The following is a 25,786-nucleotide window of genomic DNA, read 5'->3' as shown; positions in this document are numbered from 1 at the left end:
CCTCGCTGCTGCGGCGGTCTGGAGGGCGGGGCACGGAGAACGGCGCGTCAGGGCATGCGCGCTCGGTCCGCCGGTCCAACCCACGAGACCCGGACATTCGTCGAAGCCGCCGGCAGGCACTCGGACTCGCGGACGGGCATGGCTGTGCGCGCCCGCTCACCGTTGCGGGACAGCTCCGGATTCGCACCGGATTCCCCTGCGGTGGCGGCTCGACAGAGCATACATCTAGTGGCTCCGAGCGGAAGCCACCCCATATGTTGTGTGTCGTGGGCTGTGGTCCGCGCAGCGAAGAGGCCGCCGCAGGCCCGTCTTACGGGGCCTGCGACGGCCTCTTCGCTCAGCTGTGCCAGCCGTACGGAACCGCGTGCACGGGTCACAGCCGCAGTGTGTAGGCCCAGAGCGTGAGGTCGAGGTCAGGGACCGGCATCCAGTCGCGCTCGGGCGCACGCTGGAAGCCGATGCGCTCGTAGAGCCGCCGGGCCGCGTGCATGCGCTGCTGCGTCGAGAGCACCAGCCCCGCGAACCCCTTGTCCCGTGCCCGTTCGAGGCAGGCGGCGACCAGTGCCTCGCCCACGCCCATGCCCCGCGCGCCGGCGCGCACCCCGAGCATGCGGAACTCCGCCTCGCCCTCCTCGGCGCGCTCGGCGTACGGGCCACCGTCGCCGACGAAGGTGACGGAGCCGAGCAGCGTGCCCCCGGCGCCCTCGGCGACGAGCAGTTCGGCGTGTTCGGCGCGGTCCGCCGCGTCGCGGAGGCGCTCCAGGTAGGGGTCGTCCTCGCCCAGGTCGAGGAGACCGCCGTCGATGTACGCGCGGGCGACCAACTCCCCGACCTCGGCGTACTCGTCGGGCCGTGCGGTTCTGACCTTGATGTTCATGGCGGCCATCATGCTCGGGGACGCAGCGTGACGCCTGTGGATTCCGCTCACTTCACCGTCACCCCCGCCGCGCCGGCGGGGCCGGCCTCGTCCGCCGCGTCCGCCTCGTACGCGCCGGCCGCGTCCGGCGTGCCCGTCTGGCCCGTCACGCCCGCCGGTTCGGCGCCCGCCTCGTCCGCGCTCGCCGTCGGGCGTGCGCGTGTGGACGGTGCGTCGGCGGTGTAGTCCTCGGGGCGCGTCTCGTCGATGCCGTCCGGCGCGCCGACGGCACGCAGGACGAACGTCAGGACGACGGTGACGAGCACGTTGAGCACGAAGGCGGTCACGCCGATGTACCCGATCTCGCCGATGCCGGGCATCATCGCGTTGCTGCCGCCGAAGTGCTTCTGGGTCGGGCTGGCGACGCCGTAGGCGGCGACGGTTCCGTAGACCATGCCGACGGCCCATCCGGCGATGAGCGCCCACCGGTGGAACCAGCGGGTGAAGAGGCCGCCGACCAGCGCGGGGAAGGTCTGCAGTATCCAGATGCCGCCCAGGAGCTGGAAGTTGATGGCGACGGTCTTGTCCATGCCGAGGACGAAGACCAGCGCACCGACCTTCACCAGCAGGGACACCAGCTTGGAGACCTTCGTCTCCTGCTCGGGCGTCGCGCCGGGCTTGAGGAAGTCCTTGTAGATGTTGCGGGTGAACAGGTTCGCCGCCGCGATGGACATGATGGCGGCGGGTACGAGCGCGCCGATCCCGATGGCGGCGAAAGCGACCCCCGTGAACCAGTCGGGGAACATCGTCTCGAAGAGCTGCGGAATGGCGAGCTGGCCGTTGTCGACCTTGATTCCGGCCGCGATGGCCATGAATCCCAGGATCGCCAGGAAACCGAGCATCAGCGAATACAGCGGCAGAATCGTGGTGTTGCGCCTGATGACGTTGCGGTTCTTGCCGGAGAGCGTCGCCGTGATCGAGTGCGGATACATGAAGAGGGCCAGCGCCGAGCCGAAGGCGAGGGTGGCGTAGGCCCAGTGGTTGTTCTCGCCGGGGGCCAGTTCGCCGCGTGGCGCACCGGTCGCCGGGTTGTTCTGGCCGAGTGCCTCGCCCGCCTTGTCGAAGATGACGTCGAATCCGCCGAGCTTGATGGGGATGTAGATGATCGCGACGGCGATGACGAGATAGATCAGCGCGTCCTTGACGAACGCGATGAGCGCGGGCGCACGGAGCCCCGAGGAGTAGGTGTAAGCAGCAAGGACACCGAACGCGATGAGCAGCGGCAGATCCTTGATGAACCAGTGCGTGGAATCCGAGCCGCCGACGCCCATCACGTCCAGCACGGCCTGGATTCCGACCAGTTGGAGCGCGATATAGGGCATCGTCGCCAGGATCCCGGTCAGCGCGACGGCCAGCGAGAGCCCCTTGGAGCCGAAGCGTCCGCGTACGAAGTCCGAGGTGGTGACGTAGCCGTGGGTGTGCGAGACGGACCACAGGCGGGGCAGGAAGGTGAAGATGAGCGGGTAGACGAGGATGGTGTAGGGAACGGCGAAGAATCCCGAGGCACCCGCGGCGTAGATGGCGGCCGGTACGGCGACGAATGTGTACGCGGTGTAGAGGTCGCCGCCGAGCAGGAACCAGGTGACCCAGGTGCCGAAACTCCGGCCGCCCAGGCCCCATTCGTCGAGTGTGTTCCCGTTCTCGGCCTTGCGCCAGCGCGCGGCCCGGAATCCCATGACCGTCACGGCGACGAAGAAGAAGATGAAGACGGCGAGCGCGACGCCGTTCACGCCGTCCTTCACAGCGCCTCACCGCTCTTCTCGGCGCTGCGCGCTGCCTCTTCCCTGCGGACGATGCGGTACGCGATGACGGTGAGCAGCGCGGAAATGAGCACCCAGAGCATCTGGTACCAGTAGAAGAAGGGAATTCCTATGAGCTTCGGTTCAACGCGGGCGTACGAGTCCACCCAGAGGATTCCGACGAACGGTGCGAAGAGGCAGAGACCCGCGACGATGCGCCCAGGGGTGACAACCGGTCTTTTGCCGACCGGTGTTGGGGGTGGTGCTGACATGGTGCGGGCTCCGTCCCTCACTCAGGTTTGTGTAATGTGCACGAAACCTAAGTGAGGGATTCGCTCCCCGTCACCGGCCGTCCGTATACCGGACAGGCGCGGATGAGCAGACGCGGACGGGCGGGTGCGGACGGGCAGGCGCGGACCGACAGAGCCGAAGCTCAGCAGCAGCGGAAGCCCTCGCGGGGGTCGGCCTCCCGCGCGTCCGTACGCCGCCGCTCGAACTCCCGCCTGCTGGGCACGGGCGCCTCGGGCCCCTCGTGCCGGCGCACGTGCGCGACGTAGCGGTCGTAGGCGCTCTCGTCCGTCAGTTCGCGCACATACCAGCGCGCCCAGCGGCCGGCGCGCAGCAGCCCGCTTCCGCGTGCGGGGCTCACCGCGAGTCCTCCGAGGGGCCGGCGGCGGCCAGCTCCGCCTTCTCCTCCTTCGTCGGGATCAGTCCGGCGGGCGCGACGATCTGCGACTCCTCGTGCGGGACCTCGTTCAGCTTCGCGCTCTGCGGGTTCCTGATGGCGCGCACGCAGGTACGGGCCGCGTCGAGCAGGACCACGACGACCAGGACGGCGAAGAGCGCGGCAAGGACTCCGTCGACCGTGGAGTTGGTGACGACGGTGTTCATGTCGTCCATGGTCTTGGCCGGCGGGATGACCTTGCCGTCGTTGATCGCGTCCTGGTAGACGGAGCGCTGCTGGAAGAAGCCGACCTTGGGGTCGGTGGAGAAGACCTTCTGCCAGCTCGCCGTGAGCGTGACGACCGCGTCCCAGACCAGCGGAACGGCGGTCACCCAGGCCCACTTGAGCCGCCCCGACTTCACCAGCAGCGTGGTGCACACGGCCAGTGCGACGGCGGCGAGCAGCTGGTTGGCGATGCCGAAGAGCGGGAAGAGCTGGTTGATCCCGCCGAGCGGCTCGTGCACGCCGACCCACAGGAAGTAGCCCCACAGGGCGACGACGACCGCGCTGGAGACCAGCAGGCCCGGCCACCAGCTCACGCGGCGGAAGGGCTTGTAGAGGTTGCCCAGCATGTCCTGGAGCATGAAGCGGCCCACGCGCGTGCCCGCGTCCAGCGCCGTCAGAATGAACAGCGCCTCGAACATGATGGCGAAGTGATACCAGAACGCCTTCATGCCCGCGCCACCGACGACCTTCGAGAAGATCTCCGAGACGCCTATCGCCAGCGTCGGAGCGCCACCCGTACGGGAGAGCAGCGAACCCTCCTCCACGGCCTTCGCCGCTGCGGCCAACTGCTCGGGCGTGATGGAGTATCCGAGGTTCTTGACCGCTTCGGACGCGGCCTGGACGTTGTCGCCGATCACACCCGCCGGTGCGTTCATCGCGAAGTAGAGCCCCGGGTCGATGATGCTGGCGGCGACCATCGCCATGATCGCCACGAACGACTCCATCAGCATGGAGCCGTACCCGATCATCCGGACCTGGGTCTCCTTCTGGATCATCTTCGGGGTCGTGCCCGAGGAGATCAGCGCGTGGAACCCGGACAGGGCGCCGCAGGCGATGGTGATGAAGACGAACGGGAAGAGCGAGCCGGCGAACACCGGCCCGTCGCCGCCGCCGGCGAAGTCGGTGATGCCCTCCATCTTCAGCGTCGGCAGCGTGACGACCACGCCGACGGCCAGCAGCCCGATGGTGCCGATCTTCATGAACGTGGAGAGGTAGTCACGCGGCGCCAGCAGCATCCAGACGGGGAGGATGGAGGCGATGAAGCTGTAGGCCAGGATCCAGATGACCAGCGTGCCCGGCTCCAGCGTGAAGGTCTCGGCCCAGGAGGACTCGGCGACCCAGCGCCCGGCCACCAGCGCGAACAGCAGCAGCACGATGCCGATCAGCGAGACCTCGCTGACCTTGCCGGGGCGCAGCACGCGCAGGTAGAAGCCCATGAACAGCGCGATCGGGATGGTCATGCCGATCGAGAAGGTGCCCCAGGGCGACTCGGCCAGCGCGTTGACGACGACGAGCGCCAGCACGGCCAGCAGAATGATCATGATCGCGAACACGGCCAGCAGCGCCGCGGCGCCGCCCACCGGGCCGATCTCCTCGCGGGCCATCTGGCCGAGTGACTTGCCGTCACGCCGCATCGAGAAGAACAGGGTCACCATGTCCTGCACGGCGCCCGCGAAGATCACCCCGACGACGATCCAGATGGTGCCCGGCAGATACCCCATCTGCGCCGCGAGCACGGGACCCACGAGCGGTCCTGCGCCCGCGATGGCGGCGAAGTGGTGGCCGAGCAGCACCCTGCGGTCCGTCGGGTGATAGTCGATGCCGTTGTTGAGCCGTTCCGCCGGTGTGGCACGGGACTTGTCCACGCGCAGCACCCGGGTGGCGATGAAGCGCGAGTAGAAGCGGTACCCGATCGCGTACGAGCCGAGGGCCGCTGCGACCATCCAGGCCGCCGACACCTCCTCGCCCCGGGCGAGTGCGAGCATGCTCCAGCCGACCGCCCCGATCAGGGCGACGGCCGTCCAGATGACGATGGAACGTGGACTGAGCCGTCCGGCCTGTCTTGCGTTGCTCACTCGCTGTCCTCCTCGACCCCCTGGGGCCCACCACCACCGCTGGTAGCGAGCACACCACGACGGCTAGGACCGTAGAACAGTGAGGTGGTCCGCGCTACACCGCGGCGCGGGCCAGTTTCCGGGGCGCGTCCCCAACGGGCGTCCAGGCGGCCCCGCGTGCCCCGGACGAGGCTTACCGCGCGGGGTGCCGGCCGCCCGGCCGCTGGAGGTTGGCGACGAACTTGTACCGGTCGCCCCGGTACACCGAGCGCACCCACTCGACGGGCTCCCCGCCCGTGTCCCGCGAGTGCCGCGAGAGCATCAGCATCGGCAACCCCACGTCGGTGCCGAGCAGTCCGGCCTCGCGCGGTGTGGCCAGCGAGGTCTCGATCGTCTCCTCGGCCTCGGCGAGATGGACGCCGTAGACCTCGGCGAGCGCCGTGTAGAGGGAGCTGTACTTGACCAGGCTGCGGCGCAGTGCGGGGAAACGCTTCTGGGAGAGGTGGGTGGTCTCTATGGCCATGGGCTCCCCGCTGGCCAGCCGCAGCCGCTCGATGCGCAGCACGCGTCCGCCCGCGGGGATGTCGAGCAGCCCGGAGAGCCGGTCGTCCGCTGTGACGTAGCCGATGTCCAGGAGCTGCGAGGTGGGTTCGAGCCCCTGGGCGCGCATGTCCTCGGTGTACGAGGTGAGTTGCAGCGCCTGGGAGACCTTGGGCTTGGCGACGAACGTGCCCTTGCCCTGGATGCGCTCCAGCCGCCCCTCGACGACCAGTTCCTGGAGCGCCTGCCGGACCGTCGTACGCGAGGTGTCGAACTCGCTGGCCAGCGTGCGCTCCGGTGGGACCGGGGTGCCCGGTGGCAGCGTTTCGGTCATCTCCAGCAAGTGCCGCTTGAGGCGGTAGTACTTGGGAACGCGCGCGGTGCGCACGCCGGTTCCGTTGCCGCCGGCGGTATCCGTCCCCGCCCCGGCCGAAGCCGTCGGCGCCCCCGCGCCGCCCCCGTCCGCACTCATGGCACGCCTTCCCGACTCATGTCGTGCTGCCGTCACCGGCTTCCTCCGTGTACGTAGCGGCTCACATCGTGGCACGGGCTCAGCCCACTCAGGCGTCCCAGCTCAGATGTCGTTCCGGTAACGGAACCGACAGGGAGCTTTATACACCGTTGACACCCCTAAAGGTCTAGGCCAAGCTCTGCACACTGGTCTAAACCATTAAAGACCACATCCAGTGTGCAGGGGAGGATGCTGTGAAACGTGGACTCATAGCTGCGACCGGTGTCGCGGCTCTGGTGGTGAGTGTCGCGGGCTGTGGGTCCGACGGCGGTGACAAGAAGTCAGGGACCGACAGCTTCAAGGGACAGACGCTCACACTCTGGGCGATGGACGGCTCAACTCCCAAGCAGTGGGAGAAGGATGTCAGGGCCGAGTTCGAGAAGAAGACCGGGGCCAAGCTCAAGCTTGAGGTCCAGCAGTGGAACGGCATCCAGCAGAAGATCACCACGGCGCTCTCCGAGTCCGACCCGCCGGACGTCATCGAGGTCGGCAACACCCAGACCCCGGCGTATGCCAAGACCGGTGGGCTCGCTGACCTCAGCGACCTGAAGAAGGGTCTCGGCAAGGACTGGACCGAGTCCATCAACGCCTCCGCCGTACAGGGCGGAAAGCAGTACGCCGCCCCGTGGTTCGCGGTCAACCGTACGGTCATCTACAACAAGAAGATCTGGGCCGAGGCGGGCATCAAGGGCACGCCCAAGACCCGTGACGAACTCTTCGACGCGTTCGACAAGATCGAGAAGAAGACCGAAGCGGAACCGCTCTACATGCCCGGCCAGAACTGGTACTTCTTCGACGGGCTGCTCATCGGCAACAACGCCGACCTCGTCAAGAAGAAGGGCGGCAAGTGGGTCTCCAACCTCGACGACGCCAAGGTCGGTGAGGCCATGGAGGTCTACAAGAAGTACGCCTCCTACTCCCAGGCTCCCAAGGACAAGGACGAGGCGACCCCGCAGCAGGCCGAGGTCTTCGCCAAGGGCAAGACCGGCGCGTTCGTCGGTCTCAGCTGGGAGGCGGCCACCGCCATCGAGGCCAACAAGAAGATCGAGAAGGACATCGGCTACTTCACCATTCCGGGTGAGACCGCCGACAAGCCCGAGGGTGTCTTCCTCGGCGGCTCCAACCTCGCCGTCGCAGCGGGCAGCGAAAAGCAGGAACTCGCCAAGGAGTTCCTGAAGATCGCCCTCTCCGACAAGAACGAGGGCGCCCTCGCCAAGGAGGGCGGCGTCATCCCGAACAAGGAGGCGCTCCAGGACCAGCTCAAGGGCAACCCGGCAGCCGAGGCCGCCTCGCCGGCCGTCGCCGACGGTGGTCTGACCCCGCTCATCCCGGAGTGGGCAGCCGTGGAGAACCCGCCCAACCCGATCAAGACGTACATGACGTCGGTGCTCAAGGGGAAGTCGCACGCGGCTGCCGCCAAGGGCGTTGAGGACGAGCTGAACAAGAGGCTCTCGCAGAAGCAGTGATGCCGCGCTGAGCCCGGCCGACCCGCGGGAGGGGGCACGAGAGTGCCCCCTCCCCAGGGCCTCACCACACGTCCGATTTGGAACTGGACCCCCGATGGCAACGCAGTCAGTGCAGACCGGCCAGGCGCCGCCGGAAGGCAAGGCGCCCCTCACGGCCGCCAACCTCGGCCCTCCCGAGGGCGGCAGAACCAAGGTCAAGGGCACCCTCCCCTACCTGCTGCTCCTCCCGGCGCTCGCGTTCACCGCGATCTTCCTCGGGTATCCGCTGGTCACGAACGGCATGCTGTCGTTCCAGAACCTCAACATGACGCAGCTGATCCAGCACGTCACCGAGTGGACGGGGTTCAGCAACTACAGCGACGCGCTCACCAGTGACACCTTCTGGCGCGTCACCCTGCGGTCGGTCATCTTCACGCTGATCAACGTCGTGATCATCATGATCGGTGGCACGCTGATCGGGCTGCTGCTGGCCAAGCTCGGCCCGAAGATGCGGCTGCTGCTGTCCGCCGGGCTCGTGCTCGCCTGGGCCATGCCGATCATCGCGGCCACCACCGTCTACCAGTGGCTGTTCGCACAGCGCTTCGGCGTCGTCAACTGGGTGCTCGCCAAGCTCGGGTTCTCCTCGATGGCGGACTACAACTGGACCGGTGGCCAGCTCTCGACGTTCTTCGTCATCTCGCTGCTGATCGTCTGGACGTCGATCCCGTTCGTCGCGATCAACCTCTACGCCGCCACGACCACGATCTCCCGCGAGCTGTACGAGGCAGCGGCGCTGGACGGCGCCGGGGCCTGGAAGAGCTTCAAGAACGTCACGTTCCCGTTCCTCAAGCCGTTCATGATGGTGGCGACGTTCCTCGAAGTCATCTGGATCTTCAAGGCGTTCCCGCACGTCTTCGCCATCAACGAGGGCGGTCCTGACCGCCTCACCGAGACCCTGCCCGTCTACGCGTTCGTCGAGGGCGTCGGCAACCAGCACTACGGGGCCGGCGCGGCGATCTCGGTGCTCACCATCCTGATCCTGCTGGCGCTGATGTCGTACTACCTGCGCATCGTCCTGCGGCAGGAAGACGCTGAGGACGCCGACGGCGCGTCCGCGGGACCGGGGGAGAAGAAGTCCTGATGAGAAAGTCACTCCTCGGCCGCCTGTGGCCCAACGCGACGGCCCTCGTGCTGTTCCTGGTCTTCGTCTTTCCGGTGTACTGGATGTTCAACACGGCGCTCAAGCCGAACGGCGACATCCTCAGCGAGACACCCGTCTGGTTCCCCACGTCGCCGACGTTCGAGCACTTCAAGACGGCGGTGAACGCCGAGAACTTCTGGACGCTCGTCCGCAACTCCGTCACCGTCACGGTCGTCGCCGTCGTCTCCTCGCTGCTGATCGCGCTCTTCGCCTCGTTCGCCCTCGCGCGCATGCGGTTCAAGGGGCGCAAGAGCATGATCCTGGTCTTCATGGTCGCCCAGATGGCCCCATGGGAGGTCATGGTGATTGCGATCTACATGGTCGTGCGCGACGCGGACATGCTCAACAGCCTGCTCCCGCTCACGCTCTTCTACACCGTGATGGTGCTGCCGCTGACGGTGCTGACGCTGCGCAACTATGTGGCGGCCGTGCCCAAGGACCTGGAGGAGTCGGCGATGGTCGACGGGTGCACGCGCACCCAGGCGTTCATCAAGGTCATCTTCCCGCTGCTGGCCCCCGGCCTGATGGCCACCTCGCTCTTCGGCTTCATCACCGCCTGGAACGAGTTCCCGATGGTGCTCATTCTGAACAAGGACGCGGAAGCCCAGACGCTGCCCCTGTGGCTGTCGAAGTTCCAGACCGCGTTCGGCGACGACTGGGGCGCCACGATGGCCGCGGCCTCGCTCTTCGCCATCCCCATTCTGCTGCTCTTCCTCTACCTCCAGCGGAAGGCAGTGAGCGGCCTCGCCTCAGGTGCGGTGAAGGGGTAGGAGGCCGCCCGCCGCCTCGATGGACACCAGTGAAGTGAAGGGACAACGCGCCAGATGACCACCTCAGTACGAGAATCCGACACCCTCACCCGCGACGCCCTGGCCGTTCTCCAGCCCGGCTTCACAGGGACGACCGCGCCCTCCTGGCTGCTGCGGCAGCTCGGTGAAGGGCTCACCTCCGTCGGCCTGTTCGGGCGCAACATCGACTCGCCCGAACAACTGGCCGTCCTCACCGAGCAGTTGCGCGAGGTACGGTCCGACGTCCTGGTCGCCATCGACGAGGAGGGCGGCGACGTCACCCGGCTGGAGGCGCGCACGGGCTCGTCCTTCCCCGGCAACCTCGCACTCGGCCACATCGACGACCCCGACCTGACCCGCGCCGTCGCACACGAGCTGGGCCGGCGCCTCGCCGCCGCGGGCGTCAACCTCAACTGGGCGCCGTCAGCGGACGTCAACTCCAACCCGGACAACCCCGTCATCGGCGTACGTTCGTTCGGCGGCGACCCGAAACTCGTCGCCCGGCACACCGTCGCCTACGTCGAGGGGCTCCAGGCGGCGGGCGTGGCGGCCTGCGTCAAGCACTTCCCTGGCCACGGGGACACCGCCGTCGACTCGCACCACTCCATGCCGCGTATCGACGCCGACCTGGACACGCTCAGGACCCGCGAGCTCGTGCCGTTCCGCGCCGCCGTCGCGGCCGGCAGCAAGTGCGTGATGAGCGCGCACATCCTGCTGCCCGCACTCGACGAAGCGCGCCCTGGCACCCTGAGCCCCGCCGCGCTCACCGGGCTCCTGCGCGCTCCCGAGAGCGAGGGCGGGCTCGGGCACGAGGGCCTGATCGTCACCGACGGCATGGAGATGCAGGCGATCTCCGCCACCTACGGCCTCGAACGCGGCAGCGTGCTCGCGCTCGCCGCCGGGGCCGACGCGATCTGCGTCGGCGGCGGACTGGCCGGCGAGGACACCGTGCTGCGGCTGCGCGACGCGCTGGTGAAGGCCGTACGCGAGGGCGAGCTGACGGAGGAACGGCTCGCCGACGCCGCGGCACGGGTGCGGGCCCTCGCCGCGTGGACGCGGAGCGCGAGGCGGTCGGACACGGGGGGTCTGACCGACCCCGCGCTCCGCGCCGATCCGGGCATCGGCCTGGAGGCGGCACGGCGCGCGCTGGTGGTGACGGGCCTGGACGCGTATGTGCGTCCCTCGGGCCCGCTGTATGTCGCCGCGCTCACCCCGCTCGCGAACATCGCCGTGGGCGACGAGACGCCGTGGGGCCCAGCGGCCGAACTGGAACGTATGGTTCCGGGCACCCGTACGGGGACCTTCGGCATGGCGGACGGCGATGTCGCCGCCGCTGTGCTCGCGGCGGCGGGTTCGCGGCCCGTGGTCGCCGTCGTACGGGACGCGCACCGCCATCCCTGGATGGCCGACGCGGTCGCCGCGCTCGTCTCGGCACGCCCCGACACGGTCGTCGTCGAGATGGGCGTTCCCCAGTCGGCACCCAGCGGCGCCCTGCACCTCGCCACCCACGGCGCGGCCCGCGTCTGCGGAAGAGCGGCGGCTGAGGTCATCGCCCGCGGTTGAGGGATCCCGGTGCCGGTGCCGCGCCCCGGCGCCGGCGCGGGAGGGGAACACACTGAGCCCCTCCCGCGCCGGGGGAGGGGCAAGGGGCTGGAGACAAGGGCCGGGAGACAGGGGCCAGGGGCGGGGGAAATGCCCTGTCACCAGCCACGCCGTAGGATCGAACGGCAAGCACACCACGACGCACACCCTCCTGGGAGGACCCCGAATGTCCGAGAACGCACCGTCCAAGCCGGGCACCATCATGTCCGGCGAGATGGCCGAGCAGCCCGCGATGCTGCGCCGCATCCTGGACGAGGGCGCCCCGGGCATCCGCGAGGTCGCCGAGCGCATCGCCGCCCGTAACCCGCGCTTCGTGCTGCTCACAGCGCGCGGTACGTCCGACAACGCGGCGCTCTACGCGAAGTACCTGCTGGAGATCAAGCTCGGCAAGCCGTGCGGGCTCACCTCCATGTCGACGACCACCGCGTACGGCGCGCAGCCCGACCTGACCGACTGCCTGGTGATCACCATCAGCCAGTCGGGCGGCAGCCCCGACCTGGTCGCCTCCACCCAGGCCGCCCGCGATGCCGGCGCGATCACGCTGGCCGTCACCAACAACGCGGACTCCTCGCTGGCGAAGGTCAGCGAGTTCCACATCGACGTGCTCGCGGGCCCGGAGAAGGCCCTGCCGGCGACGAAGACGTACACCGCCGAACTGCTCGCGCTCTACCTCTTCGTCGAGGGGCTGCGCGGCGCCGGTGAAGGCGCGGCCGACACGGCGAAGACGCTGCCGGACGCCGCCGAGGCCGTGCTCGCCCGTAAGGACGAGGTCAAGGCGCTGGCCAGCCGCTACCGCTTCGCCGAGCGCATGGTGCTCACCTCGCGCGGCTACGGCTACCCGTCGGCCAAGGAAGCAGCGCTCAAGCTGATGGAGACGAGCTACATCCCCGCTCTCTCCTACTCGGGCGCCGACCTGCTGCACGGTCCCCTGGCCATGGTCGACAACGTTTCGCCCGTCATCGCCGTCGTCCCCGACGGCAAGGGCGGCGAGGCACTCCAGCCGGTCCTGGACCGACTGCGGGACCGGGGCGCCGACCTCGTCGTGATCGGTGCACAGGCCGAGGTGGACCGCGCGTCCGCCGGGTTCGCGCTGCCCACCGACGGCCTGGCCGAGGAGCTTCAGCCCATCGTGGAGATCATGCCGCTCCAGATGCTCGCGTACGAGGTCACCATCGCGCGCGGCCAGGACCCGGACGCGCCCCGCTCCCTCGCCAAGGTCACCGAGACCCGCTAGCACCCCAGGAGGGCCGGGCCCCCGGAACCAGCAGGGGCTCAACACCTCCCGTACCCACCCGGATCCGCGACGGCGGCCGGCCGCTCGCCCGCCTTCCAGGCGCGCGGCGCGCCGGCCGCCGTGCGTGCGTGGACCGCGCTCACGTCGCCGGACACCCCGCCGGTGTGAGCGCGCCCGGGACCGGCCCGGCACGGGCCCGGACCCCGGCCCTGACCTGATACCGCGGGCGGCCGGTGCGGCCCGGGCTGTTGTCGGCCGGCGGCGGCGCGAGGCATGATGGTGAACCGATGCTCACTCGCTTGAACGGAAGTTCAGCCATGGAGGCCAAGGAACTACAGGGACGTGTGGCCCGGCTGCACTACCAGCACAACATGACCCACCACGAGGTCGGCGAGCTGCTCGGCCTCTCCCGCGTGAAGGTGACCCGCCTGCTGGCCGAGGCCCGCCGCTCGGGGATCGTGGAGATCCGTATCCACAGCCCCCAGGCGCCCTTCGGCGACCTGGAGGCCGCGCTCACCGCGGAGTTCGGCCTCGGTCAGGCGTGGGTCGCCCCCAGCTTCTCCGACGCCGACCGTACGTACGACGCCGTGGGCATGGCGGGCTCCGAGTGCCTCTCCGCGCTCGTACCCTCGGCCCGTACGGTCGCCGTCGGCCTCTCCTCGGCCATCGCGGCGATCATCCCCCACGTACGCCCCGAGCCCGTCCCAGGACTGGGCCTCGTCCCGCTCGCCGGCAGCTGGGGCGGGCTCTCGCGGGGCATCAGCCCCCATGAACTCGTGCTCAGGCTGGGCACGTTCTTCCAGGGCGAGACCTACCACCTGCCCGCACCCGTCCTCGCCTCGTCGCCCGGGATGGGACGCGCGCTGCGCGCCGACCCCGGCGTGCGCGAGACGCTGCGGCTGGCCGCCGACGCCGATCTGCTCGTCGCGGGTGTCGGCGGCATGGACCGCAGGTCGGGCCTGCTGATCGACCGGCTCAGCGAGCGCGAGCAGGCCGCGCTGGACGAGGCCGGGGCCGTGGGCGACATCTCGGGCCGCTTCTTCACCCGCGACGGCACACCCGTCACAGGCGACGTCGACGAGCGCGTCGTCGGGCTCACACTCCATGAGCTGTCCGCCATCCCCCGCCGCGTGGCCGTCTCCTTCGGCCCCCACAAGGTCGAGGCGCTGCGCACCGCGCTCGGTGCGGGACTGATGAACATGGCCGTCACCGACGTCAACACGGCCCAGGCGCTGCTCAAGAAGCCGAGCGGCAAGCAGAAGGAACAGCACAAGCAGCACGGGCAGAACGGGAAGCGCGAGCAGGACGAGAAGCGAGCAGAACGGGCAGAGGGGGACAGCGACATGAAACGGAAGGGGACAGCATCATGAAGAAGGCGACCACCGTCGAAGGGTTGATCGAGCAGCTCATCGACGTCGGCAGCACCGCCGTACGGCAGGGCTTCGTCCTCGCCAGCGGCGGCAATCTGTCGGCCCGGCTCCCCGGCTCCGACGAGTTCGTCGTCACGGCGTCCGGCACCTGGCTCGACCGGCTCGTGCCGGGTGACTTCGCCACCATGAACCTCAAGGGCGAGGTCGTCGGCGGCCCGTCGGCCGACAACCCGCGGCCCTCCAGCGAATGGAAGCTGCACCAGCGCACCTACCTCGTACGCGAGGACGCCAACGCGATCGTCCACATACACCCGCAGCACGCCGTGCTCGTGGACGCGCTCGGCCACCGGATCCGCCTGCTCACCCTCGACCACGCGGTCTACGTCCGCTCCGTCGGCCGCACCGACTTCCACCCCAACGGTTCCGACGAGCTGGCCGACGCCGCCGCCGAGCAGGCCCGGCACCACAACTGCGTGATCCTGAGCAATCACGGCTGCTCCGCGCTCGGAGAGGACATCGGCATGGCCTTCCGCCGCGCCATGAACCTGGAGGAGGCGGCGACGGCGACCTACCGCGCGCTCACTCTCGGCGACACGACGGCCACGTTCCCCATGCCGGCCGACGGGGCGATCCAGCACGCCTGAGCCGCACAGCCCCGGAAGCACTTCGGGCCGCGGCGCCGGCACGGGACCCTCAACCCGCCCGGCACCGCAGCCCGGAGCTACAAGACCCGGTGCTGTCAGGGCAGAGAGCGACGCGGGCCTCGATCTGCTCTCCTGTGCGGGGAGAGCAGAAGTGACTTCCCGAGGATTCTGGACTAGACCACCGCCCGCTGTCTACGGCTCGCACAAGCCGGCCGCGATCCCGCCGCAGCCGCTCGACCGCCGTCCGACCGCCGCCGGAGCCCGCTCGTACCGGTGGTCCCGGCGCCCTCGCGGCGACCTGCCGTACCCTCGGCTCCGTGCCCTCCATGAACGACCTCGTACGCCAGCACACCGCACTGTCGGACGCCGAACTCGACTGGCTCCACATGCTGGTGTCCGAGTGGCAGCTCCTGGCCGACCTCTCCTTCGCCGACCTCGTCCTGTGGGTACCGACCCTCGACGGCACCCGCTATGTGTCCGTCGCGCAGATGCGGCCCAACACCGGGCCCACCTCGCACCAGGACGACATGGTCGGCCACCTCGTGCCCCGGGGTCGCCGCCCGCTCCTGGACGCCGCCCTCGATGAGGGCAGGATCGTGCGCGAGGGCGACCCGGAGTGGCGCGAGGAGGTGCCCGTACGCGTCGAGTCCATCCCCGTACGGCGCGAGGGCCGCGTGCTGGGCGTCATCGCGCGCAACACCAACCTGCTCACCGTGCGCACCCCGAGCCGCCTGGAGCTGACCTACCTCCAGAGCGCCTCCGACCTGGCACAGATGATCGCGGGCGGCTCCTTCCCCTTCCCCGGACACGAGGTCGACATGGACCACGTGCCGCGCGTCGGCGACGGACTCATCCGGCTCGACGCCGAGGGGATCGTGCAGTACGCCAGCCCCAACGCGCTCTCCGCCTATCACCGCCTCGGCCTCGCCACCGACCTGGTCGGCCTGCACCTGGGCCAGGCAACCACCGACCTCGCACCCTCACGCGGCCCGGTGGACGAGGCCCTCGTCAAGCTCGCCAGCGGCTGGGCACCGCGCGGCGCCGAGGTCGAGGGCGTCGACTGCGTCGTCCAACTGCGCGCCATCCCGCTCAAACCCAAGGGCACCCGCATCGGTTCGCTCATCCTGCTGCGCGACATCACCGAGGTACGCCGCCGCGAGCGCGAGCTGATCACCAAGGACGCCACCATCCGGGAGATCCACCACCGGGTGAAGAACAACCTGCAGACCGTGGCGGCGCTGTTGCGCCTCCAGGCCCGCAGGATGGACTCGGTCCTGGGCAAGGACGCTCTCAACGAGGCGGTGCGCAGGGTCGGTTCGATCGCGATCGTGCACGAGACGCTGTCCCAGAACCTGGACGAGCGCGTGGAATTCGACGAGATCGCCGACCGTGTGCTCTCCATGGTCGCCGAGATCTCCCCGGGCCGGATCACGGGACGCCGCATCGGCCGCTTCGGCGTCCTGGGCGCGGAGATCGCCACCCCGCTGTCCATGGTGCTGACGGAGGTGCTCCAGAACGCCTTCGAGCACGGCTTCGGCCCCGAGGCGCAGGGCACCGTGGAGATCAACGCCGTACGCGGCGGCGGCTCTGGCAACAAGGGCGCGCGGCTCATCGTCACGGTGCAGGACAACGGCCGTGGTCTGCCCGAGGGCTTCGACGCGAAGAGCACGGGCAACCTCGGGCTCCAGATCGTACGCACGCTTGTGGAGGGCGAGTTGGGCGGCAGCTTCGACATGGTCCCGGCGCCGGGAGCGGGCACGCGCGTGCTGTTCGATCTGCCGGTCGAGGCGGAGACGCGGGGCGAGAAGCGCGAGGACATCAACAAGCGCTGAACTCCCGGCAACCGCACCGCGCCCCCGGCAGCAGCCAACAGCACTGAACCCCCGGCCCGTTGACGAATGGGCCGGGGGTTCAACGTTCTTCTGTGTTTCAACGGTTCAGCGGTTCAGCGGTTTTGCTTGTGCGGGCGCTCTGCGTGCTGCTAGGCGCTCCGAGAACACTGCGCGCTGCGGCTCGGGGGTGCAGCTAGGTGCAGGGCTGGGCGTCAGGCGGTCGCGGCGTTGTTCCGCGCCCGGTTGCGGGCGGCGCGGCGCTTCATCGCACGGCGCTCGTCCTCGCTGAGGCCACCCCAGACACCGGAGTCCTGACCGGACTCCAGGGCCCACTGCAAGCACTGCTCCATGACGGGGCAGCGGCGGCAGACGGCCTTGGCTTCCTCGATCTGCAGCAGCGCAGGACCAGTGTTGCCGATGGGGAAGAACAGCTCGGGGTCTTCCTCGCGGCAAACGGCGTGGTGACGCCAGTCCATGGCTGCTACCTCTCCTCGTGTGTGGCTTTGCTTGTGAATGTGAACGCTTTCACGAATCCCCCCACAGGGGAAGAGGGGCCTCACAGCTGTGATGCGGGTCCCACTGGAATGAAGAGGAGGGGATTCGGACTCTCAAGGGGGCCCAGTAAGTGGGCCGTCCCGATCGCCATGAAGAGACTCGCAAACCTCGGCGACGGATACAACCCCTTCCGAAAAGTTTTTTTGGATTCCGAGGTGTCGCCTAGCTCACAGCCGTCATTCCAGTGGGTGGACCCTGGTCTAAACGTTCGAGTGGAAGGACTTTGGGCCCTTCCACTTACACAATCACACGCAGTGCACGGCGTACGCCTGTGAAGCTCACGCTCGTACGCAGTCCTAGGTGGTCACCGTCCATCTGAAATGGCAGCGGCACCTGCGAATGCAAGGTGAAGTCCGTCAGGTCGTGCAGCGTGACCGCGTGCTTGCCGCGGGGGCCCCGCTCGGGCGACGACGTGAGGAGCTGGGTGGCATAACGGCTCACGGCCGCCGGAGTCAGACGGGAGAGCCCCAGCACGTCGAGAGCGGCGTCGAAGGACGCTTCGGGGGCCGCGTACAGGGGCTTGTTGCCCAGGTAGGACCACGGAGCGGTGTTGCAGACTATCGACAGCGCGAGGTTCTCGACCGGCTCCTCGCCGGGGCGCCGCAGCGTGATGGTGCCCTTGGTGCGGTGCGTCTCGTGCATGAACTGCCGTGCCACCTGGCGGACATAGAGCGCGTGCGTCGAACGCTTGCCGCGTTCGCGCTGCTGCTCGACCCGGCCGATCACGCCGGCGTCGAACCCCAGCCCCGCCGTGAACGTGAACCATCTGCCCGGGATCTCCGAGTCGTCCGTGCCCGGGACGCCGGCCGCCAGACCGAGCCCGACCGTGCGCTCCGTACCCGCCTCCAGCGCGTCCAGCAGCGCGCCGGTCGCCTCCACCACGTCGTTGGGCATGCCGAGAGCGCGGGCGAAGACATTGGTCGAGCCGCCGGGGACGACCGCGAGACCGGGCAGGCGCTCGGGGTCGGGGCCCTCGTGCAGCAGTCCGTTCACGACCTCGTTCACGGTGCCGTCGCCGCCGAGCGCGATGACCAGTTCCGTCTCGCCGCCCTGCGCCGCGCGCCGGGCGAGGTCGCGGGCGTGACCGCGGTACTCCGTGGTGGCGACCTCCAGCTTGAGGTCGCTCGCGAGCGCGTGCGCGAGCACATCACGGGTCCGCGCGCTGGTGGTGGTGGCTGCCGGGTTGACCACGAGGAGTGCGCGCATGGGGTGAGAGTACCTACCGCGGGGTACGGGGGCCCAGTCCCCAGGGAGGCGGCGGCCCGCCCAGGGGAGAGCGGCCCGGTTCCCGTCAGGCAGGGGAGAGCTAGGCTGCTTCTGTGAGCGAGACGCAGACCGAAACGGGTACCGCAGCCGTCATGGAGACCACCCGGCCGCGCCGGATCACCGCGGCTGCCGCGCTGACCGGGCTGGAGGGACTGGTCGTCGCCGTGTTCGGGGTCGTGTCGGTGGTGATGCTCTTCACGGGGACGCCGGACGACATGACGCAGGCCGCGACCATGGCCGTGACCGTGCTCGCGCTCTCCGTGCTTCCGCTCGCCGCCGCGCGCGGCCTGTGGGGGCTGCGGCGCTGGAGCCGGGGGCCCTCGATGATCGTGCAGCTGCTGGCGCTGCCCGTCGCCTGGCAGATGGGGCAGAACGGGGGCGGCCTGGTGGTGCTCGCCGTGCTGCTCGCCGCCGCGGCCGTGGCCGTGCTCGCGTGCCTGGTGAACCCGAAGGCCACCGAGGCGCTGGGGATCGGGCCCCGGGAGTAGGCGGCGCCCGCCAGGGAACCCGGACCACAGAGAACTCGGGCGGACCGAAGGGTCGGTCCGCCCGAAATGCCGCTTCCCGGGGGTGTTTTCCGGGGTGCGGCTTTCTTGTGCCGCCTTCCCCGGGTGTCACTCCTCGACGAGCAGCCTGTCCCGGAGCTGGGCCAGCGTTCTGGCAAGAAGCCTGGAGACGTGCATCTGGGAGATGCCGACCTCCTGGGCGATCTGGGACTGGGTCATGTTGCCGAAGAAGCGCAGGAGAAGGATCTTCTTCTCGCGCGGCGGGAGTTCCTCCAGCAAGGGTTTGAGCGACTCGCGGTATTCGACGCCTTCCAGCGCGTCGTCCTCGGCGCCGAGGGTGTCGGCGACGGCGGGCGACTCGTCGTCGGTGTCAGGTACGTCCAGGGAGAGCGTGCTGTAGGCGTTGGCCGACTCCAGTCCCTCCAGGACCTCCTCCTCGGAGATCGACAGACGCTCCGCCAACTCGTGCACGGTCGGGGCACGCCCGTGCTGCTGGGACAGTTCGGCCGTCGCCGAGGTGAGGGAGAGACGCAGCTCCTGGAGCCGGCGGGGCACGCGTACCGCCCAGCCCTTGTCGCGGAAGTGCCGTTTGATCTCGCCGACGACCGTCGGGGTCGCGTACGTGGAGAACTCCACGCCGCGCTCCGGGTCGAAGCGGTCGACCGACTTGATCAGACCGATGGTCGCGACCTGCGTGAGGTCGTCGAGCGGCTCGCCGCGGTTACGGAAGCGGCGGGCCAGGTGCTCGACGAGCGGCAGGTGCATCCGCACCAGATGGTTGCGCAGCTCGGCGCGTTCGGGAGCACCGTCAGGCAGCTTGCGCAGCTCGATGAAGAGTGCGCGCGCCCCGCTGCGGTCGTGCGGGTCGAGCGTGCGGGGCTCACGGCCGCCCTGCTCCCGCTTCTCGTGCTGCTGCTGGTCCATCGCGTCCGCCCGCTCTGCCTGCTCCGGTCGCTGACTGGTGGGGTCGGCCGGGTGTGGCCGGGCCTGCTGCTCAGGAATGCCCGTGGGGACCGCGCTCCGGCGGCCTGCCCACATCTCCCGCGCCTCGTGCTCGGTCACGACGCCCCAGGGCCCGCACCGCGCTTCTTGTGCAGGCTGATGCTGACCGTACGGTCGTCCGACACTGTTGAATCCACCTCACCAGCCAGGGCCGAGAGCACCGTCCACGCGAACGTGTCGCGTTCAGGGGCACGGCCATCGGTCGTCGGCGCCGAGACGGTGACGCGTAGCGAGTCGCCGACGAGCTTGAACACACAGCTGAGTACGGAGCCCGGAACGGCCTGCTGGAGCAGGATCGCGCACGCCTCGTCCACGGCGATCCGGAGGTCCTCGATCTCGTCGAGGGTGAAGTCCAAGCGGGCCGCGAGCCCGGCGGTGGCGGTCCGCAGCACCGACAGATAGGCACCCGCGGCCGGCAGCCGGACCTCGACGAAGTCCTGCGACGCGGGCTCGCCTGCGATCTGGGACACCCTCACCTCCAAGGTGACACGAGCCGGTTGGGCCTCGCGGGCCTGCGCGGCTGTTGGTTCGTTTCGTCAGCGACGCTATCGCGATCCGTGTCACGATGCCGCACGCATGGACCCAAGCCGCCCCATCCCGTGAGCGTCACCCATAGTAAACACATGGGTACTGTCCGTGGCTAGGGGGTGGGGGCCTCAAATCCTGCGTGATTACGCTGAGTTGGCATCTTGGGAGTGCCAACGGCAGCTTCCCCTGTGGGGCAGGGCGCTCTTCGGTTCGTCGTCGCCGTTCTCCTCGTGCGGGGCACGGCGGCGGATGGAAGGGCTTGTCATTTCAATACCCGCCACCTGATGCGTTCATAACCCCGTGGGACACGTGCCCCGACAAGGGCCGAAACCCGCCCCTGGGCGCGGGGTGGCGATGGGCGCGAGGGAGTGGATGGGCCGGAGCGACGCTTACGGAGCGTGAAGGGTGGGCCGAGGAACCGGAGTTGATGACAACAGAGCGTAGTCAATTTGGTGACTCTGCGCTAACACTCTGGGCCTGTGGTCGGGCCGGGGAAGCCCGTCACGACGGCCGTGACCGTACTGCCGCGCGCGAAAGCGCCCTCGGCGGCGAGCGCCGTGAGGCCGAACAGCAGCTTGGCGACATAGACGTGATCCAGCGGCGGCAGCCCGTTGCGGGTGGCGAAGGCGGCGGCGAAGTCCGCCAGCTCCCCGCTCGTACGCGCGTAACCGCCGCAGTGGAAGCGCTCGTCCAGTGACCAGTCGCCGCGCGGCCCGCCGAAGGCGTCCCGCTGGAGGCGCCGCACCTCGTCCGGCAGGAAGCCGCCCTTGAGTACGGGCACCCCAATACAGCGCTGAGCTGCGGAAAGACCCTCGGCCATGCCCGCGAGTGTGCCGCCCGTGCCGCAGGCGACGGCCGCGACGTCGGTGTGTCCGCGCAGCTCGCGGCCCAACTCGGCGCAGCCGCGTACGGCCGCCGCGTTGCTGCCGCCCTCGGGGATGACGGCGCACTCACCGAACATGGCGCGTAGTTGCGTGTGCCACTCCGGGTCCGCGCGCCTGCGGTAGACGGAGCGGGGAACGAAGTGCAGCAGCATGCCGTCCGCCGCGCAGCGCGCCAGGGAGGGGTTGAGCGGGCGGTCCGCCAGTTCCTCTCCCCGTACGACCCCGATGGTGCGCAGCCCGAGCAGCCGTCCCGCCGCCGCGGTCGCACGCAGGTGGTTGGAGTAGGCGCCTCCGAATGTGAGGAGGGAGCGGTGCCCCGCCTCGGCTGCCGCACGGAGATTGGGGGCGAGTTTGCGCCACTTGTTGCCGGGGAGCGAGGTGTGGATGAGGTCGTCGCGCTTCAGGAGGAGGCGGACTCCTCTGCGGGCGAAGTGCTCGTCGGCTGCCTCCTGGAGCGGAGAGGGCAGGCGTGGGGCGAGTGCTTCGAACCGGAGGGACACCCGTCCATTGTGGCGGGGCGCCGCCTGCCCGCGTTCCGGGTGCCGGCGGCGGGTGCCCGTGCCGGACGTGCCGGACACGGGAGCGGTGGCCGCCCGGTGCGCCACGATGCCCGAACTCTCCGGCTTGTAGGGTTTCCGGCGGAGGCGCCGAGGCGCCTTTGGGCAGGTCGGAGAGAGTACGGCGGTGGGAAGGCGCGGCGGCGCCGTGATGCGGAGAGACGCGGAGTGGACACGAGGGCCGAGCTGAGGGAGTTCCTCCGGTCGTGCCGGGCGCGGATCAGCCCGCAGGGCACCGGGCCGGACGGCGGCCCAGCGCCCGAAGGCCGCAGCCGGGTGCCCGGGCTGCGCCGGGAGGAACCGGCCCGGCCGGCCGGTATGAGCGTGGAGCACTACGTGCGGCTGGAACAGGGCCGCGCGGGCCATGTACGGCCCGAGGTGCTGGACGCGCTCGCGCGGGCGCTGCGGCTGGACGTGGGGCGGCGCCCTGATGACGCCGAACTCGTCCGCCTCGTCGGGGAGTTGCGTCGGCGGAGCGAGGACTTCCGGCGCGTGTGGGCCGACCACGCTGTGCGTGAGGTGACCCACGGGGCCCAGCCGCTCTTCCACCCGCTCGTCGGCACCCTCCAGGTGACCTTCGAGACGCTGCGGCTGCCGGACGACCGGGACCGTTCCGTCGTCGCCCACCTGCCCGAGCCGGGCACCCCGGCCGCCGCCGATCCGCGGCTGCCCGGCGAGCAGGCAGGTACGGCGCGAAACGCGTGGGCCGGGGGGTGCTAGGGGCCGCTTCCAGGAGCGTGCGAGCAGGAGCGGCGGGCTCCCTCGGGGCCTGCCCACGGCCGGAACAGAACAGTCCGGTACCGGAACAGAACGGTCCGGTACAGCTTGTCCGCGGTGGAGGGCCGCCGCATTCCGTGCGGTGCCCGCAGCCGCAAGCGGTATCCGCACACGGCGGTGCCGTTCATCCCGTCGGTGGCGGACGGCGCCACCGCTGAGCAAGGAGCACTTCGATGATCTTCATCACCGTCAAGTTCACCGTACGTCCCGAACGCGCCGACGACTGGCTGGAGTTGGTCGGGCCGTTCACCCGGGCCACCAGGGAGGAGCCGGGCAACCTGTTCTTCGAGTGGTCACGCTCGGTGGACGACCCCCACGTCTTCTACCTGGTGGAAGCCTTCGCCGACCCCGAGGCCGGCGCGGCGCACGTGGAGTCGGCGCACTTCGCGCAGGGCACCGAGACGATGTCGACGGCCGTGGCCGCGACCCCGGAGATCGTCTCGACCGAGATCCCGGACCAGCACGGCTGGGGCGCCATGGCCGAGGTCACCCCTCGCTGACGCACCCGCCGCGCAAGCCGCGTGAAGAACGCGGCGCCGGCGGGCAATGCCCCGTACGGCGACGAGGCCGGCCGGAGACAGCTCCGGCCGGCCTCGCCCGCATCTGTCACCCGGGACCCGTCGGGTCGTCCCGGGTGCGCTGTATGCGCGGCATGTCTGGCGCCCGCTTCACTTGAGGCGGTCGGCGATCCGCTCGCGCAGGTCGTCCATGCTGAAGCCGCGCGGGTCGGACTTCTGGTCCGTCCACTCCAGGTGGCCGATGACAGAGCGCGCGTTCCAGCCGTGGTGCCTGCACAGCGCCGCCGCCGCGCGTTCGATGGCTTCGAGCTGTTCCGTCGGCCAGGGGTCCTTGCCGTCGCCGAGGTTCTCGCACTCGAAGCCGTAGAAGTACCTGTTGCCGTCGGTGTTCCGCTCGTTGGGCGACGGCAGGCCACGCTCGGCGACGACGGCGCGCAGTACGTCGTCGTCGCCGAGCCCGGCGTGGTTGGCGCGGCCGTGGCCCGTCAGGTGCACGGTGCCGTCCTTGGTGATGCAGCCGTGCGAGAGCGGTCCGGGCAGATCGGCGTGGCCGTCGTAGATGAGATCGACGGTCTCGCGGGAGCCGCTGGTGACGGTGTGGTGGATCACCACGCCGTGCACCGGTCCCCAGGGACCCTTGTGATTGCGGTTGTGGTTGCGCCAGTCGCGGACCTCTTCGACCTTGACGCCCTCCTTCTTGAGAGCTTGGACGAAAGCGGTCGCGGTGATGGGTGTGGCCATCCTCGCCCCCGTATCTCTGTGTGTGCTGGTGCCGGAGTTCCCTCCGGTGGAGGGTCATACCCCGGATCGGGACGCTTCTAGCCGAATCGCCTGTCACCCGCCAGGGGGTTCGTCTGTGCGAGGAGCGTCTGGACGCAGCGCTCCCGCGCGTAGGGGCGCAGCAGGCCCGGCATCCGGGAGCGGGCTTCGAGCGCGCGGCCTGAACGCACCTGTGCGCAGTCCTCCAGGAACACCTTCCAGGACGCGCACGCCTCCTCCAACCGGCCGCAGGAGAGCAGGAGTTCGGCCAGCTCGGCCTGGCACAGGGCGCGTGAGCGGCGCTCTCCCGCAGGGCGCGAGCGCAGGGAGGAGCGCAGATCGCGGATGGCGCCGCTCCGGTCACCCAGCGCGGTGCGTACATGGCTGGACTGGTAGAGCAGCGCGGCGTCCTGGTACGAGCCCACCGACTCGCCGCCCGGTATGCCGGGCCCCGTCGTCAAGTCGGCCGGTGCGCGCGCGAGTTGGTGCTCGGCACGGCGCAGCGCGTCCATCGCCTGCTCGCGCTCGCCCTGGCCGGCCTTGGCGACGGCCAGGCCCGCGTACAGGAACGAGCGGGTCGAGGGGTCGGCGTCGGCGGGCGCCGCCTCGCAGGCGGCCTCCGCCAGCGCGACGCTCTCGCGTGCGTGTCCGAGCTGGTGCGCCTGGGAACTGAGCGCGCGGCGTGCCAGGGCCACGCCCTCGGGGTCCTCGCCCTCGGCGGCGAGTTCGCCCGCGACGAGGAAGGCGCGCTGCGCCAGGCCGTGCCGCCGCTCGTCCGCGTAGACCCGCGCGAGCAGGAAGCTCAGCCGGGCCGCGCCGGCGAGCATGCCCCGCTGGTGCGCGCCGTCCTCGCCCGTACGCAAGGTGCGTACGAGCCCGGAGAGGTACGCGGCGAGAGAGGTGCGGATGTGGCCGCCGCCGTGCCGGTCGGCCTGCTGGGCGAAGAAGCGCGCGTGCTCGTGCACGGAGGCGACCTCACCGGGGTCGGAGCGCCGCGTGCCGCCTCGTGCGCAGCCCGCGCCGAACGTGGCCGTCGCCACTCCTGAACCGCCGTCGCGGGGCGGGGCGTCGGGCCCAGGGGGCTCCGCCAGGAGCCTCAGCCGGTAGGGCGCCGGGGGAGGGGAGTCGGCACGGGGCGGAGGGACCACAGGGGCCGTGAGCGCGGTGAGGCGGTCCGCTGGGTGTCCGGGGCCGGCCGCTCCTTGTCCTGAGGCATCGGCTCCCCCTGAGCCGTCGGCTTCCCCGGAGCCATCGGCACCCTCCTCGCCGCCCTCGTCGGCGGATTCGCCCCTGCGGGCGCGCGTTCCGGCGCCCAGGCGCCCGCCGCGTGCCCCCTGGGCACCGCGCATGCCCAGGTCGGCGACCGCCACCGGACGGCCGAGGCGACGGGAGAGCGCCTCGGCTATCAGGTGCTGCACGCGGGGTTCGGGGCGGCTGCCGCGGAGCCAGTGGGCGACTGAAGTCCTGTCGTACCGAAGATGTAGCCCCACCTCGGCGCCGAGACGAGTAATGGCGTGCGCGAAGGCCGCCTGCGTCCACTCGGTCTCCTCCAGGAGGGCGCGCAGCGCGCGGTTCGGGGCTCGGGTACGGGTGCGGGCACGGGGGTGCTGTGCCGTACTTGCGGGGTCAGTGGGACACATGGCGTTCCCTGAGGTGGAGTTGGATGGGGTCGTTCATCTGCGAGCCTCTCTTCCGGTTTCATTCCGTAGCTCTCCGTGTGCTGTACGTGCTGCCACGGATGCGGATGTCTTCCAGGCAAGCGCATTCTTCGGGTGCGCGTAAGCATGTGCCGGGCGCACGCGTGCGTGGTGGTTTCACACCCCGTGTG

At 69.9% G+C, this 25,786-nt stretch carries 23 protein-coding genes, 1 pseudogene and 1 riboswitch; of the genes and pseudogenes, 11 read left to right on the top strand and 13 right to left on the bottom strand.

Annotated features, from left to right (window positions below):
* Positions 1-94: 94 nt before the first annotated feature.
* A riboswitch (cobalamin riboswitch) is annotated at positions 95-258 on the bottom strand.
* Between the two features lie 115 nt (positions 259-373).
* The 6 genes and pseudogenes from NMN56_RS27125 to NMN56_RS27100 form a co-directional block, all read right to left on the bottom strand.
* A complete protein-coding gene (locus tag NMN56_RS27125) occupies positions 374-877 on the bottom strand; it encodes a GNAT family N-acetyltransferase (RefSeq protein ID WP_274040761.1) in 504 nt (167 codons plus the stop codon).
* 167 nt (positions 878-1,044) lie between these two features.
* Positions 1,045-2,658: pseudogene (gene mctP, locus NMN56_RS27120) on the bottom strand (monocarboxylate uptake permease MctP); the annotation flags it as partial.
* Positions 2,655-2,927 (bottom strand): DUF3311 domain-containing protein, encoded by a 273-nt coding sequence (locus NMN56_RS27115; RefSeq protein ID WP_274040759.1) that lies wholly within the window; start codon positions 2,925-2,927, stop codon positions 2,655-2,657. The pseudogene mctP and the gene NMN56_RS27115, both read right to left, overlap by 4 nt.
* Positions 2,928-3,088: 161 nt before the next feature.
* On the bottom strand, positions 3,089-3,304 hold the full coding sequence (locus NMN56_RS27110; protein WP_274040758.1) for a YbdD/YjiX family protein: 216 nt from the start codon (positions 3,302-3,304) through the stop codon (positions 3,089-3,091).
* Positions 3,301-5,460 (bottom strand): carbon starvation CstA family protein, encoded by a 2,160-nt coding sequence (locus tag NMN56_RS27105; protein ID WP_274040757.1) that lies wholly within the window; start codon positions 5,458-5,460, stop codon positions 3,301-3,303. Before NMN56_RS27105 ends, NMN56_RS27110 begins: the two co-directional genes overlap by 4 nt.
* 172 nt (positions 5,461-5,632) lie before the next feature.
* Positions 5,633-6,451 carry a GntR family transcriptional regulator gene (locus NMN56_RS27100; protein WP_274040756.1) on the bottom strand — a complete coding sequence of 273 codons (819 nt, stop codon included), beginning with the start codon at positions 6,449-6,451 and terminating at the stop codon, positions 5,633-5,635.
* A 233-nt stretch (positions 6,452-6,684) separates the two neighbouring features.
* On the opposite strand from NMN56_RS27100, the gene NMN56_RS27095 reads away from it, so the two are divergent.
* The 8 genes from NMN56_RS27095 (at position 6,685) to NMN56_RS27060 (ending at position 16,606) form a co-directional block, all read left to right on the top strand.
* A complete protein-coding gene (locus NMN56_RS27095) occupies positions 6,685-7,956 on the top strand; it encodes an extracellular solute-binding protein (protein ID WP_274040755.1) in 1,272 nt (423 codons plus the stop codon).
* A 94-nt stretch (positions 7,957-8,050) separates the two neighbouring features.
* Positions 8,051-9,076: a carbohydrate ABC transporter permease gene (locus NMN56_RS27090; RefSeq protein ID WP_274040754.1), complete on the top strand. Its 1,026-nt coding sequence runs from the start codon at positions 8,051-8,053 to the stop codon at positions 9,074-9,076.
* On the top strand, positions 9,076-9,906 hold the full coding sequence (locus NMN56_RS27085) for a carbohydrate ABC transporter permease (protein ID WP_274040753.1): 831 nt from the start codon (positions 9,076-9,078) through the stop codon (positions 9,904-9,906). Before NMN56_RS27090 ends, NMN56_RS27085 begins: the two co-directional genes overlap by 1 nt.
* A 54-nt stretch (positions 9,907-9,960) precedes the next feature.
* Entirely contained in the window at positions 9,961-11,487 is a 1,527-nt protein-coding gene (locus NMN56_RS27080; protein ID WP_274040752.1) for a glycoside hydrolase family 3 protein, read from the top strand.
* Positions 11,488-11,692: 205 nt separating this feature from the next.
* Positions 11,693-12,760, top strand: a complete 1,068-nt coding sequence (locus tag NMN56_RS27075; protein WP_274040751.1) for an SIS domain-containing protein — start codon at positions 11,693-11,695, stop codon at positions 12,758-12,760.
* Positions 12,761-13,059: 299 nt separating this feature from the next.
* Positions 13,060-14,130: a sugar-binding transcriptional regulator gene (locus tag NMN56_RS27070; RefSeq protein ID WP_274040750.1), complete on the top strand. Its 1,071-nt coding sequence runs from the start codon at positions 13,060-13,062 to the stop codon at positions 14,128-14,130.
* The gene (locus tag NMN56_RS27065; RefSeq protein WP_274040749.1) at positions 14,127-14,774 is read left to right on the top strand and encodes a class II aldolase/adducin family protein; all 648 of its coding nucleotides are present in this window, start codon (positions 14,127-14,129) and stop codon (positions 14,772-14,774) included. Before NMN56_RS27070 ends, NMN56_RS27065 begins: the two co-directional genes overlap by 4 nt.
* Positions 14,775-15,100: 326 nt before the next feature.
* Positions 15,101-16,606: a histidine kinase N-terminal domain-containing protein gene (locus NMN56_RS27060; protein ID WP_274041071.1), complete on the top strand. Its 1,506-nt coding sequence runs from the start codon at positions 15,101-15,103 to the stop codon at positions 16,604-16,606.
* Positions 16,607-16,818: 212 nt separating this feature from the next.
* Here the strand turns inward: NMN56_RS27060 and NMN56_RS27055 are convergent, their stop codons facing one another.
* Both NMN56_RS27055 and NMN56_RS27050 read right to left on the bottom strand, forming a co-directional pair.
* Positions 16,819-17,082, bottom strand: a complete 264-nt coding sequence (locus NMN56_RS27055; protein ID WP_016469673.1) for a WhiB family transcriptional regulator — start codon at positions 17,080-17,082, stop codon at positions 16,819-16,821.
* A gap of 316 nt (positions 17,083-17,398) precedes the next feature.
* Positions 17,399-18,367, bottom strand: a complete 969-nt coding sequence (locus NMN56_RS27050) for a diacylglycerol/lipid kinase family protein (RefSeq protein ID WP_274040748.1) — start codon at positions 18,365-18,367, stop codon at positions 17,399-17,401.
* A gap of 113 nt (positions 18,368-18,480) precedes the next feature.
* Here NMN56_RS27050 and NMN56_RS27045 point away from each other — a divergent pair, with 113 nt between their 5' ends.
* Entirely contained in the window at positions 18,481-18,915 is a 435-nt protein-coding gene (locus tag NMN56_RS27045; RefSeq protein WP_347178666.1) for a hypothetical protein, read from the top strand.
* Positions 18,916-19,041: 126 nt separating this feature from the next.
* On the opposite strand, the gene NMN56_RS27040 is transcribed toward NMN56_RS27045, so the two are convergent.
* From NMN56_RS27040 to NMN56_RS27030, 3 genes are all read right to left on the bottom strand, one after another.
* Positions 19,042-19,971, bottom strand: coding sequence for an RNA polymerase sigma factor SigF (locus tag NMN56_RS27040; protein ID WP_274041069.1), 930 nt, complete (start codon positions 19,969-19,971; stop codon positions 19,042-19,044).
* Between the two features lie 20 nt (positions 19,972-19,991).
* Positions 19,992-20,405 (bottom strand): ATP-binding protein, encoded by a 414-nt coding sequence (locus tag NMN56_RS27035; RefSeq protein ID WP_274040747.1) that lies wholly within the window; start codon positions 20,403-20,405, stop codon positions 19,992-19,994.
* Between the two features lie 521 nt (positions 20,406-20,926).
* Positions 20,927-21,847 carry a 1-aminocyclopropane-1-carboxylate deaminase/D-cysteine desulfhydrase gene (locus NMN56_RS27030; protein WP_274040746.1) on the bottom strand — a complete coding sequence of 307 codons (921 nt, stop codon included), beginning with the start codon at positions 21,845-21,847 and terminating at the stop codon, positions 20,927-20,929.
* Between the two features lie 225 nt (positions 21,848-22,072).
* Between NMN56_RS27030 and NMN56_RS27025 the strand changes: the two genes are divergently transcribed.
* Both NMN56_RS27025 and NMN56_RS27020 read left to right on the top strand, forming a co-directional pair.
* Complete coding sequence (locus NMN56_RS27025; protein WP_274040745.1) at positions 22,073-22,624, top strand: helix-turn-helix transcriptional regulator; 552 nt, start codon at positions 22,073-22,075, stop codon at positions 22,622-22,624.
* Between the two features lie 230 nt (positions 22,625-22,854).
* The gene (locus NMN56_RS27020; RefSeq protein WP_274040744.1) at positions 22,855-23,181 is read left to right on the top strand and encodes a putative quinol monooxygenase; all 327 of its coding nucleotides are present in this window, start codon (positions 22,855-22,857) and stop codon (positions 23,179-23,181) included.
* A gap of 168 nt (positions 23,182-23,349) precedes the next feature.
* Here NMN56_RS27020 and NMN56_RS27015 read toward each other — a convergent pair whose 3' ends face one another.
* Positions 23,350-23,940: an N-acetylmuramoyl-L-alanine amidase gene (locus tag NMN56_RS27015; RefSeq protein ID WP_274040743.1), complete on the bottom strand. Its 591-nt coding sequence runs from the start codon at positions 23,938-23,940 to the stop codon at positions 23,350-23,352.
* 77 nt (positions 23,941-24,017) lie between these two features.
* Complete coding sequence (locus NMN56_RS27010; RefSeq protein ID WP_274040742.1) at positions 24,018-25,598, bottom strand: NsdA family TPR-like regulatory protein; 1,581 nt, start codon at positions 25,596-25,598, stop codon at positions 24,018-24,020.
* Between the last annotated feature and the right edge of the window lie 188 nt (positions 25,599-25,786).

Source organism: Streptomyces iconiensis (assembly GCF_028657195.3).
Classification (GTDB): domain Bacteria; phylum Actinomycetota; class Actinomycetes; order Streptomycetales; family Streptomycetaceae; genus Streptomyces; species Streptomyces iconiensis.
Note: the sequence above shows the minus strand (reverse complement) of the source record. Positions and strands in the feature narration are given on the sequence as shown.